The sequence below is a fragment of the Pseudomonas sp. MYb118 genome (assembly GCF_040947875.1).
Lineage (GTDB): Bacteria > Pseudomonadota > Gammaproteobacteria > Pseudomonadales > Pseudomonadaceae > Aquipseudomonas.
On the sequence record NZ_JBFRXN010000001.1, the window covers coordinates 1,195,580 to 1,207,728 of the forward strand.

Annotated in this window: 8 protein-coding genes; 2 read left to right on the forward strand and 6 right to left on the reverse strand. The window is 63.2% G+C overall.

Annotation, left to right across the window (positions count from 1 at the left end; translation table 11 throughout):
- Positions 1-179: 179 nt before the first annotated feature.
- The gene (locus ABVN20_RS05585; protein ID WP_368554498.1) at positions 180-2,426 is read right to left on the reverse strand and encodes a C1 family peptidase; all 2,247 of its coding nucleotides are present in this window, start codon (positions 2,424-2,426) and stop codon (positions 180-182) included.
- Positions 2,427-2,692: 266 nt separating this feature from the next.
- Here ABVN20_RS05585 and ABVN20_RS05590 point away from each other — a divergent pair, with 266 nt between their 5' ends.
- Entirely contained in the window at positions 2,693-3,061 is a 369-nt protein-coding gene (locus ABVN20_RS05590) for a DUF427 domain-containing protein (RefSeq protein WP_368554499.1), read from the forward strand.
- Between the two features lie 33 nt (positions 3,062-3,094).
- Here the strand turns inward: ABVN20_RS05590 and lldD are convergent, their stop codons facing one another.
- The 3 genes from lldD to ABVN20_RS05605 all read right to left on the reverse strand — a co-directional run bounded on the left by lldD (position 3,095) and on the right by ABVN20_RS05605 (position 7,951).
- Positions 3,095-4,249 (reverse strand): FMN-dependent L-lactate dehydrogenase LldD, encoded by a 1,155-nt coding sequence (gene lldD, locus ABVN20_RS05595; protein ID WP_368554500.1) that lies wholly within the window; start codon positions 4,247-4,249, stop codon positions 3,095-3,097.
- A 195-nt stretch (positions 4,250-4,444) separates the two neighbouring features.
- On the reverse strand, positions 4,445-6,067 hold the full coding sequence (locus ABVN20_RS05600) for an MFS transporter (RefSeq protein WP_368554501.1): 1,623 nt from the start codon (positions 6,065-6,067) through the stop codon (positions 4,445-4,447).
- Positions 6,068-6,304: 237 nt separating this feature from the next.
- On the reverse strand, positions 6,305-7,951 hold the full coding sequence (locus ABVN20_RS05605; RefSeq protein ID WP_368554502.1) for a GMC family oxidoreductase: 1,647 nt from the start codon (positions 7,949-7,951) through the stop codon (positions 6,305-6,307).
- A gap of 132 nt (positions 7,952-8,083) precedes the next feature.
- Between ABVN20_RS05605 and ABVN20_RS05610 the strand changes: the two genes are divergently transcribed.
- A complete protein-coding gene (locus ABVN20_RS05610; RefSeq protein ID WP_368554503.1) occupies positions 8,084-8,971 on the forward strand; it encodes a LysR family transcriptional regulator in 888 nt (295 codons plus the stop codon).
- Positions 8,972-9,083: 112 nt separating this feature from the next.
- Here ABVN20_RS05610 and ABVN20_RS05615 read toward each other — a convergent pair whose 3' ends face one another.
- Both ABVN20_RS05615 and ABVN20_RS05620 read right to left on the reverse strand, forming a co-directional pair.
- Positions 9,084-10,184: a DNA alkylation repair protein gene (locus ABVN20_RS05615; protein WP_368554504.1), complete on the reverse strand. Its 1,101-nt coding sequence runs from the start codon at positions 10,182-10,184 to the stop codon at positions 9,084-9,086.
- 150 nt (positions 10,185-10,334) lie between these two features.
- Positions 10,335-12,143: a monovalent cation:proton antiporter-2 (CPA2) family protein gene (locus ABVN20_RS05620; protein ID WP_368554505.1), complete on the reverse strand. Its 1,809-nt coding sequence runs from the start codon at positions 12,141-12,143 to the stop codon at positions 10,335-10,337.
- Between the last annotated feature and the right edge of the window lie 6 nt (positions 12,144-12,149).

Here is a 12,149-nt window from a genome sequence, read left to right on the forward strand (position 1 = left end):
GATGTACAGTTTTTTGTGTCTGCCCCGAATTTCAACCTGAACGCCAACCGAAACTTGACCCAAAACCTGTAGGAGCGAGCTTGCTCGCGATGGTCGTCAACGATAACGCGGGGCGTCAGACAGCCAGCGTCGTCTGGTCTACCATCGCGAGCAAGCTCGCTCCTACAGGGATAGGGTTTTCAATAATTTAAATTGACCACCGGCTGCGTGAGCTTGGTCCCCGCCGGCTGGCGCAGGATGGTCAGCAGGGTCGTGGTGATGACGTTGATGTCATTGTCGAACCCGCCATGGGACGTATCGGCCTTGACCCCCGCGCCGTAGTTCATCTTCGCATCGTTGAAGATGTGCAGGGTCTGCGCCGCTGCGGCTGGCAGCCCGCTGCCGGTCTTGGCAAAACCGCTGGGAATGTTGCCGCCCCAGTAGAACTGGTTCCATTGCTCGGTCATGTTGCGGGCGGCGATGTTCCACACCGCCAGGTCCGGGTCGCTGAAGTCCTGGCAACTGCCGTCCAGGGCCGTGGCCATGCCCAGCAGCGGCATGCGTTGCAGTTCTTCGTAGGCGCGCGATACCAGATACAGCAGCGACTTGTGGTACACGCTGATGACGTTATCGGCCTGTTCGCGCTGGTCCGACATCAGGTGGATGTGGAAATCCTTGCGCGCCAGCCCGCCGGCCTCGATGACCTTGCGGTAGGTCTGGTTGGCGAAATCCAGGGTGCAGGCCGGGGCCAGCAGTGTCGAGGTTTCGGTAGGCAGCCCTCGGGCCCATAGCAGGCGGATCAGGTGGCCGTTGATCAAGGAACCGGCCGAGTGTCCAATCAAGTGCAACTGGACTTTTTTCGGTCCCAGGTCGGTGACCAGGTTCTTCAGGTTGTCGGCCATCTCCACCAGGCCCCGTGGCGTGAATCCGCTGGAGGCGGCGGCCTCGGCGTTCTGTTTCATCTGGCTCCACTGGTCGCCGCCGGGTTTCTTGGTGGCCATTTCGATGGTGCGGTCCAGGCCTTCCAGGGTCTTGTCCTTGATCAGCTTCAACACGTCGTTGATGCCGCCACCGCCGAACATGCCGCCGCCTTCGCCGAACACGCCGGGCATGGCGTCCTGAAGGATGTACACCAGGGTTTCCAGGGCGCCGGTGCGCCAGGTGACGAACAACGGATAAATGCCGTTTTCCAGGAAGTAGGGCGCCATGGCGCAGATGCGGTTGATGGAGTCCTGTTCGGAATTGAGCCCGCCATGGGCAATGACCGCAATGCGCAAAGCCGCTGGTTTGTTCGCCTTGTCCAGCTTGTCGTACCAGGCCCTGGGGGATTCGTAGACGATCCGTTTGACCGCGGCGCGAACGTTGGGCACATCGGTCAGCCGTGGGCCGATGCTGCCGTTGTTTTCCATGACCACGGTCAAGCCATACGCCTGGTCCTTGGTCAGCGGCGCCGGTCCCTTGCGCTCGGCGTCGCGGGCGTTGGCGGTGAACAGCGAAAAGCCTTCGCGCTTGGCACTGGACACCGTCAGCGCCGTGCGAAACGCCGACTGGCTATCGGCCTTGCTGCGCGACGGCCGACATTCCGGGGATAGCCCGCCATGCACCACCGGCACGCCCAGACCGACGGTCCAGGCATCGGTGCCGTTGGCCAGCCAGTCCTCGTACGGCAGGATGGCGAAGCCCGAGAACCCCCAGTCGGTGGACCAGGAGTTCTGCACGATGAAGCCCTGGCTGTTGTAGCCGATCAAGGCAAAGGCATGGCCGCCCTGGATGTTGGCCGACCATTTGATCACCGGCAGTTGCGTCATGCTCGACAGCGCCGCCTGGCCTTTCTTGCCTGGCGGGCGCGTCAACGCCCAGCCCTGGTGCACATTGGCCGAGACGTACAGCGCGCCGGTTTCATACAGCGCCGCCATCATCGCGGTGACGTCGTCCTTTTCCACGCGGTAGTAGATGCCCAGCGGCCGGGTCACGGCGTCGGCGGCCCAGTTCTCGGCCGGCGCCTCGAATTCCGGGACCGAGCCATCGGGCCTGACGGTGTAGGGCCATAGTTCTTCGGCGCACACGCCATGTTTGTGCCAGCCCTTCAAGGCGCCTCGGCAGCTCGACCCCGAGTAATCCTCGCCGGGCCATTCGTCATACAGCTTGGCCAGGTGATAGAGCTGGCGCGGGCTGGTCTTGATGGCCGCCCGGTCGCGGCGCCACAGCAGGTAGTTGACCACTGCCGCCAGGCCGAAGCCGGTGCAGGCGCCTTCCTTGCCCTGGAACAGCACCATGTCGCGGGCCAGGTAGCCCGACAGTTCGGCGGCGATGTCCTTGTCGGCCGGCCAGGAGGGTGGCAGCGACTGCACCCGTGGCGTGAACAGTCGATCGCGCAGGTCGAGACGATCGGGGCGGGCATCGAGGGTGATGAGGTTGTTGTCGAGGGAAAATCGGCTGGCCGGCATGTGGGTGATCCTCAGGTGCCTGAGACTCGGACCCCCTCGCCACGACGGCCTGACTGCGGAGCGGGGATTTCTACGGTGCTAATGATCGTAGACGATGATCGGGCGTGACCCGTACCAGTTGACGGATGGAGGGTTGCCGCGCTTTTGTCGATTCCGTTCGGCTGCGAAGCCGTCGCTGGAGCCAAATGTGGGTTATACCTGACAGGGTGTTGTCTGGATTTTGCCGCTGCTGCCCAAGTCCCACTTCGTGCCGAGGAATGCATTACATGAAGAGCTCAGGTCCCAGTCCTGTCATTACCATCGCCGAGCAGCCGGGCTGCGTGATGGTGAAGTTTCACGGCGTCGAAGTGGCCGCGTCCACCCGGGCGCTGGTGTTGCTGGAAGCCAACTATCCGCCGGTGTATTACCTGCCACGGGAAGACATCGAGGATGAGTATTACGTGCGCACCGACCACACCAGTTATTGCCCGTACAAGGGCGATGCGAGCTATTTCAGCCTGAAGGTCGAAGGGCACGAAGCGGCGAATGCGGTGTGGAGCTACGAAGAGCCCAAGGTGTCGGTGGCGCAGATCAAGAACTATGTGGCGTTCTATCCGGACAAGGTCACCTTCGAGCTGCTTCCGGACGTCGGTTGAGCGAAGCGCCCTGCATGGCAGGGCGTCAGCTGATCAATCCTTGAGTTCGCGCACCGCCTGCACCAGCGTCGAGGGGTCGATCTGGGCAATCGAGGTGACGCCGGTCAAGGTCATCGCCACGCGCATTTCCTTGGCGAAGATGTCCAGCATGTTTTCCACGCCGCGCTGGCCGTCGGCCGCCAGCGCATAGGCCATCGAGCGCCCCAGCAACACGCCCTGGGCACCCAGGGCGAGCATGCGCACCACGTCCAGCCCCGAGCGGATACCCGAGTCGACCAGCACCGTCAGGTCTTCGCCAATCGCCTGTTTGATCGGCGGCAAGGCCTTGGTGGTGGACAGCACGCCATCGAGCTGGCGGCCGCCGTGGTTGGACACGACGATGCCGTCGGCGCCGAAGCTCACGGCGTCACGGGCATCCTGCGGGTCGAGGATGCCCTTGATGATCATCGGCCCTTGCCAGAAGTCGCGAATCCATTCCAGGTCGCTCCAGCTGATCGACGGGTCGAAGTTGTTGGCCAGCCAGCCCATGTAGTCTTCCAGGGTGACGGCCTTGCCCAGGTATTTGGAGATATTGCCCAGGTCGTGGGGGCGGCCCATCACGCCGACGTTGAACGCCCAGTCGGGGCGCGTCATGGCCTGCAGGATTCGGCGCGAGGACGCGAACGGCCCGGACATGCCCGAGTGAGCATCGCGATAACGGGCACCGGGGGTGGGCATGTCGACGGTGAACACCAGGTTCTTCACCCCGGCGGCCTTGGCCCGCTCCAGGGCATTGCGCATGAAGCCGCGGTCCTTGAGCACGTAGAGCTGGAACCAGATGGTCTGCTCGGTCTGGCGGGTGACTTCCTCGATCGAACACACCGAAACGGTCGACAGGCACAGGGGGATGCCCTTGTTCTGGGCGGCCTTGACCGCCTGCACTTCACCGCGACGGGCGAACATGCCGGTCAGGCCAACCGGCGCCAGGACAATCGGCATCGCCAGCGGTTGATCGAAGAGGGTGGTTTCCAGGCTCAGCGACTCGACGTTTTTGAGAATGCGCTGGCGCAGACTGATGTCCATGAGGTCGGCGCTGTTGGCCCGCAGCGTGTGCTCGGCGTACGCGCCGCCGTCGATGTAGTCGAACAGGAACCTTGGGAGTTTGCGACGGGCTGCCTCGCGGTAGTCGGATGCGGATGAAATGATCATGGGGCCTCGTGCGAGTGGGGGGCGGGGCGATGGTGCAAGAGTAGCGAAAATGCTGCGATTAGTGGCATCCCCTGATCTATTGTGGGAGCGAGCCTGCTCGCGATAGCGGTGTGTCAGGCATACCAAGGGTGACTGACACACCGCTATCGCGAGCAGGCTCGCTCCCACAGGGATAGGGCAAGAGCTGCCTGCAAATCAGTTCTTGTTCAAATCCACCTGTTTCGTTTCACGCAGGCAGAGCATCCCCACCACCAGGCTCACCGCCGTGATCAGCACCGGGTACCACAGGCCGTAGAAAATATCCCCGGTGTATACCACCAGCGCGAACGACACCGTTGGCAGGAACCCGCCGAACCAGCCATTGCCGATGTGGTACGGCAGCGACATCGAGGTGTAGCGGATGCGGGTCGGGAACAGTTCGACCATCAGCGCTGCCAGCGGGCCGTAGCACATGGCGGAGATGATGATCAGCGCGACGATCAGCGCCACGATCATGGTCTTGTTGATCGATTGGGTGTCGGCCTGCGACGGGTAGCCGGCCAGGGTCACCGCACCACGCAGGGCGGCTTCGTCGTAGCCTTCGATTTTCACATCGCCGATGCTGATCTGCACGTTGCTGCCGGCCGGTGCGGCTTCGCTGCTGTAGGGCAGGCCCTGTTTGACCAGGAAGGTCTTGACCTTGTCGCAGGGGCTGTCGAATTTCGCCTTGCCCACCGGGTCGAACTGGAAGGTGCAGGTGGCCGGGTCGGCCAGCACGGTGATGGGCGCCTGGCGGCTGGCCTGGTCGATGGCCGGGTTGGCGTAGTGGGCCAGGGTTTTGAAGATCGGGAAGTACAGCACCGTGGCCAGCAGCAGGCCGAGCATCAACACCGGCTTGCGCCCGACCTTGTCCGACAGCCAGCCGAAGAAAATGAAGAACGGCGCACCGATGGTCACGCTGATGATCAACAGGCTGTTGGCCAGCGCCGGGTCCATTTTCAGGAACTGGGTGAGGAAGAACAGCACGTAGAACTGCGCCGCGTAGAAGGTCACGGCTTGCCCTGCGTTGATGCTGAACAGGGCGATCAACACGACCTTGAGATTTTCCCATTTGCCGAACGAGTCACGCAGCGGCGACTTGCTCACCTTGCCTTCCTCTTTCATTTTCACGAACGCGGGCGACTCGTGCAGGCTCAGGCGAATCCAGGTGGAGATGCCCAGCAGCACGATGGAAAACAGGAACGGGATGCGCCAGCCCCAGACTTCGAACTGATCACCGGTGAAATAGCGGCAGCCGAGTACCACCAGCAACGACAACAACAGGCCGAGGGTGGCGGTGGACTGAATCCAGCTGGTGTGGAAACCGCGCTTGTCGATGGGCGCGTGCTCGGCGACGTAGGTCGCTGCACCGCCGTATTCACCGCCGAGGGCCAGGCCCTGGAGCATGCGCAGCACCACGAGGATGATCGGTGCGGCGATGCCGATGCTGGCGTAGGTCGGCAGCAGGCCGACGCAGAAGGTCGCCACCCCCATGAGCACGATGGTGGCGAGGAACGTGTACTTGCGCCCGATCATGTCGCCCAGTCGACCGAACACCAGCGCACCGAACGGCCGTACGATGAAGCCGGCGGCAAACGCCATCAGGGCGAAGATGAACGCGGTGGTGTCGTTGACCCCGGCGAAGAATTGTTTGCTGATCACGGCCGCGAGGGCACCGTAGAGGAAAAAGTCGTACCACTCGAACACCGTCCCCAGTGATGAGGCGAAGATGACCTTGCGGGTATCGCGGCCGATGTCGGCGCTGCGCGTGATGTTGAGCGGCTGAACATGTTCTGACATATCGGTTCCCTCACAGTGATTGTTTTTGTTGTTCCACTGTCGGCACCTGCCTTGTGGGCGGGTGCCGCAATCGTCGATGTTCCTGGATCTGTGTGCTCTCTACTCGATGTTGATATGACCTCTGTGGGAGCGAGCCTGCTCGCGATGTTCGTGAACGATGACGCGGACTCCCTGAAACCTGCGGCGCTCTCGGGTTTATCGCGAGCAGGCTCGCTCCCACAGTTGCTTACATTGAGTTCAGGTGTTCGTGGCCAGTTCCACGGTTGGGGTGTTGGTTCGTGTTACAGGCGCCAAAATCATCTGCGCCGCCTTCTCGGCAATCATCAACGTCGGCGAGCAGGTGTTGCCCGAGGTGATGCGCGGCATGATCGACGCGTCGGCGATGCGCAGGCCGGGGATGCCGTGGACTTTGAGCTGCGCATCGACCACTGCGCCTGCGTCATGGCCCATGCGGCAGGTGCCCACCGGATGGAATATCGTCGTGCCGATACGCGCGGCCGCCTCGTGCAGCTGTTCCTCACTCTGCAAACTCTCGCCAGGCAGGTATTCCACCGGCTTGAACGCGTGCAGGGCGGGCGCCGAGACGATGCGCCGGGTCAGGCGGATGGCGTCGGCCGCCACACGCAGGTCCTCAGGGTGGCTCAGGTAGTTGGGCTGGATCGAGGGCGCCTGCTGCGGGTCGGCCGAACGGATGTCGATACGCCCGCGGCTTTGTGGACGCAGGTCGCACACCGACGCGGTGAAGGCGGGGAAGGCATGCAAAGGCTCGCCGAAACGCTCCAGCGACAGCGGCTGCACGTGGTATTCAAGGTTGGCCGAAGTCTGCTCCGGCCCTGAGCGGGCAAACGCGCCCAGCTGACTCGGCGCCATCGACAAGGGCCCGCTGCGGTCATACAGGTAGCGCAGGCCCATGCCCATCTTGCCCCATACGCTGCCGGCAATCTGGTTCAGGGTGCGGGCGTTTTCCAGTTGATAGATCAGTCGCAGTTGCAGGTGATCCTGCAAGTTGCCGCCAACCCCCGGCAGTTCATGCACGACACCGATGCCGAGTTTTTCCAGCAGAGGGCGCGGGCCGATGCCGGAGCGTTGCAGGATGCCGGGCGAGCCGACGGCACCGGCGCACAGGATGATTTCCTGGCGGGCCTTGAAGCTTTTTGGTTGGCCCTGCCAGCGGGCACTGACTGCAGCGGCGCGGCCGTTTTCCAGCAGGACGCGGTCGACTTCGACTTCAGTCAGTACCGTGAGATTGGGCCGCTGGCGGATCGGCTTGAGAAAAGCCTTGGCCGCATTCCAGCGCACCCCGCCTTTCTGATTGACCTGGAAGTACCCGCAACCTTCGTTGTCGCCCTGGTTGAAGTCGTCGATGCTGGCGATGCCGCTCTGTTCGGCGGCGCTGCGGAACGCATCGAGAATCGGCCAGGACAGGCGCTGGCGTTCGATGCGCCATTCGCCGCTGGCACCGTGGAACGGCGAGTCGCCGGCAAAGTGGTTTTCGGTTTTGCGAAACAGCGGCAGCACTTCGTCCCAGCCCCAACCCGCATTGCCCTCGGCGGCCCAGCCGTCGTAGTCGCCGCGCTGGCCACGCATGTAGATCATGCCGTTGATCGAGGAACAGCCACCGAGCACCTTGCCACGCGGGTAGCTGAGGGCGCGGCCTTGCAGGCCGGCTTGCGCTTCGGTCTTGAAACACCAGTCGGTGCGCGGGTTGCCGATGCAGAACAGGTAACCCACGGGGATGTGAATCCACGGGTAGTTGTCGCGGCCGCCGGCTTCGAGCAACAACACGCGATGTTGCGGGTTGGTCGACAGGCGATTGGCCAACAGGCAACCGGCCGGCCCGGCCCCGACCACGATGTAGTCGAACTCATCAAGGGAAGTCTGCATCCCTGACCTCTGTTGTTGTTCTTGTTGTCGGTCATCCTAGTTGTTAGCTTTCGACAAAAGAATGTTAGTTTTTGCGCAGCTGCTGTGCGTTTTTAAACAGCGCGTTCAAGCCACCCGCCTGGGGAACGCTTCATGTTCGACTGGAATGACCTGCGGTTTTTTCTCGAGTTGCAGCGCAGCGGGCGCCTGCTCACCGCCGCACGCCGCTTGCACACCACCCACGCCACCGTGGCGCGGCATATCGAGGCCATCGAGAAAAGTCTGGGCGCGGCGCTGTTCGTCCAGCACGCCCAGGGCTACGAGCTGACACCGGCCGGCGAGGCGCTGCTCAAGCATGCCGAGGCGATGGAGAACGTCGCGCTGCTGGCCCAGGAAGAGATCAGCCAATCGACTGCGCCACTGGGCAAGATCCGCGTCGGCGTGACCGAAGGCCTGGGCATCATGTTTCTCACCAGCCGCATGAACGGGCTGTTCGAACGTTATCCGGGGCTGGAAGTGGAGCTGGTGGCGGTGCCGCGCTTCGTCAGCATCCTCAACCGTGAGGCGGAAATCAGCATCCACCTCGAACGCCCGTCGGCCGACATGCTGGTCACGCGCAAGCTCACCGACTACCGCCTGGCGTTGTACGCGAGCCAGGCTTACCTCGACCGCTCGCCGCCGCTGCACAGCCGCGAAGACCTCAGCCGGCACGCCTGGATCGGCTACGTCGACGACCTGCTGTTCAGCCAGGAACTGATGTTCCTCAACAGTTTCTGCCGCAACCCGCAGGTGGTCTTCCACAGCACCAGCGTGATCGCCCAGCAACAGGCGGCGCGGGCGGGCCTGGGCATCGCCGTGCTGCCGTGCTACATGGCCAGCGCCGATCCGGAACTGGTGCCGTTGTTTCCGGAGGAGAGCATCCAGCGCAGTTACTGGATCAGCACCCGCCGCGAGTTGCACAAGTCGGTGCGGCTGCGGGTGATGTGGGATTACATCGTGCAGATGTGTGAGCGTGAGCAGAGCCTGCTGCTAGGCGCATAACCGCTTCCCCTGTAGGAGCGAGCTTGCTCGCGATGAGGCCCGGTCCGTCGACACAGTTTTGAATGACAGACCGCCATCGCGAGCAAGCTCGCTCCTACAGGGGGAGCGGTGTTCAGGGCAAGATATCGAAGTAACTACTCGCCAACCGCTCCCCATTCACCAGCACATGCACCGCATGCCGCCCGGCATAGTGCCGGCGGGTGGTCAGTTCCTTGATCGACTGGCTGCGGCTGACCGTCTCGCTGGCGCCGCCCGGCAGGGTCAGCGCCTTGAGCTTGAACACCTTCGCCGACGTCCCACCATTGGCTTTGACATAGTCGATGGCGTAGTCGATCACCAGGCGCTGGCTGCTCTCTACCGTGGACTTGACCGTGAACGACAGGGTGATCTTTTCGCCGAGCGCGATCACCGTCGGCGTGACGTTCACCCCGATGATCTCGACCTCGGCCTTGCCGCTGGCACCGATGATCGCCAGCGCGCGCTGGTTGCCTTGCTTGATCAGGCTGCGCAGTGCATGTCGGGCGATCCAGGCGGTGTGCTTGTTGTCCAGCGACCAGCCTTCGATCAGGTCCAGCACCCAGTCGGGGTGGTCCTTGGTGATGTCGTTGAGGTGGTTGGCCACCGACTTGCGCACGTAGAGGCTGTCATCGGCCTTGAGGTTGTCGAGGATCACCGCCGCCAGGCGCGGGTCGGCCTGGATGCGCTCCAGGCGAAACGACCACGGCAGGCGCGGGCGGCAACCTTCGCTGGCCAGGCGGCGTACGTGTTCGTTGGCGTCCAGTGACCAGTCGTGCATCACCGCCAGAGTGCGTTCGAAATCACTGCGCAGGAAGTGGCGAATGGCGAACTCGGCGGAGCCGAAGGTGGTGAAGTACTTCAGCGCCGCCATCGACGGCTCGAAGGCGTTGCTGCCATAAGTGGCGACGTAGTGGGGCAGCGAGACGCTGACGAAGGCGCTGTTCAGCCGTGGGGCGAGGGCGCGCAACACCTCCAGCGAGGCTTCGTAACTCAACGGCAGCGTGGCGTGCAGGCACTCGCTGACCCGGGCCATGCGCTGCATGATCGACTGTTCGGCCAGGCCGTCGTTGGCCATGCGCAGGAAGGTGCGGGCGTCGAATTCGGGGTAGACCGCGCTCATCTCGGTGGCGATGTGCTGGAGGCGCTCGGCGTTGAAGATTTCCTTGAGGGCTGGGGCGGGTTGGTCGGTTGCCATCAGCATGTCCCTTTAATCAGTTAGACCGCGTTATCGTTCATCGCGAGCAAGCCCGCTCCCACAGTGGGTTTTGGGTGAGCACAAATGCTATGTCCACAAGAGATCCATTGTGGGAGCGAGCCTGCTCGCGATGGGGCCCTATAGCTCACATCAATTCTTACTGGCCTGCTCCTCAAGCTGATCCGACTCAAACAGCTTGGCCAGATCAGCCCGAGCTTCCTGCGCCGTCTGCAACACCTTCGCCGCATCGTCATACACCGCATGCTGCGCTTCCAGCACCTGCTCGTCGTGATGCTTGAAACGCTTGATTCGCGCATCCGCCTGGGCTTCGGTCAGGCCGAGACCGACCAGGGTGCGCCGGCTCATTTCCAGGCTCGAATAGAAGGTTTCCCGGATCGCCTCGGCGCCCAGGTCCACCAGGCGGTGCACGTGCTGGCGGTTACGGGCGCGGGCGATGATCTTGATGTGCGGGTACAGGCGGTGCACGACCTCGGCGGTCTTGATGTTGGCGTCCGGGTCATCGGTGGCGATGATGAAGTATTCCGCCTGCTCGACCTTGGCCGCGCTGAGGATTTCCGGACGCATCGGGTCGCCGTAGAACACCGGCACGCCGCCGAAGCTGCGCGACAGTTCGATGGTTTCCACCGAGGTGTCGAGGGCGACGAACTTGATGTTCTGCGCCCGCAGGATACGCGCAATGATCTGGCCCATGCGGCCCATGCCGGCGATCACCACCCGAGGCTCGTCGGTGTCGATTTCGCGGAATTTCTCCGGCACCGCCACCGGCTGCACCTTCGGGCTGACCAGCCGGGCGCAGACCAGCAGCAACAGCGGTGTCAGCGCCATGGACAGGGTGATCGTCAGCACCAGCAGGTCGTACAGGCGCGGCTCGAACAGGCCCTGATCGCGGCCGATCTTGAACACCACGAAGGCGAATTCACCACCTGCCGCCAGCACGATGCCCAGGCGAATCGCGCTGACCTTGCCCAGGCCACCCGCGAGTCGGCCCACCACGAACAGCAGCGGCAGCTTGATTGCAATCAACAGCAGCGTCAGGCCCAGCACGGTGATCGGTGCACTGAGCAGCAGCCCGAGGTTGGCGCCCATGCCGACGCTGATGAAAAACAGGCCCAGCAGCAAACCCTTGAACGGCTCGATCTGCGCTTCCAGTTCGTGGCGATACTCGGAGTCCGCCAGCAGCAGGCCGGCGAGGAAGGCGCCCAGCGCCATCGACACGCCCACCAGGTCCATCAGCCATGCCGTACCGATCACCACCAGCAGGGCAGTGGCCGTGGACACTTCCGGCAAACCGGTGCGTGCGACCACGCGGAATACCGGACGCAACAGGTAGCGTCCGCCGATGACCACCACGGCGATGCTGCCCAGCACTTGCAGGGCGTGGTTCAAATCCTGGGAAGCGCTGGTGGTGTGATCGCCGCCGGCCAACATCGGCACCAGGGCGATCAGCGGGATGGCGGCGATGTCCTGGAACAGCAGGATCGCAAACGCCAGCCGGCCATGGGGGCTGGTCAGCTCCTTGCGCTCGGCCAGGCTTTGCAGGCCGAAGGCGGTGGACGACAACGCCAGGCCCAGACCCAGCACGATGGCGCTGTTGAGCGGTTGGCCGAACAGGAACAGCGCGACCACACCGATGACCGAACCGGTCAGCAACACCTGCGCCAGGCCCACGCCGAACACTGATTTGCGCATCACCCACAAACGCCGTGGCGACAATTCCAGGCCGATGATGAACAGCAGCAACACCACCCCGAGTTCGGAGATATGGCTCACGCTCTGCGGGTTGCCAATCAGCCCCAGCACCGACGGGCCGATGATCACGCCGGCAAACAGATAGCCCAGCACCGCCCCCAGTTGCAGGCGCTTGGCCAGGGGAACGGTGAGCACCGCCGCGAACAGGAACACGACAGCGGCTTGCAACAGGTTGCCTTCATGGGGCATCGGGAA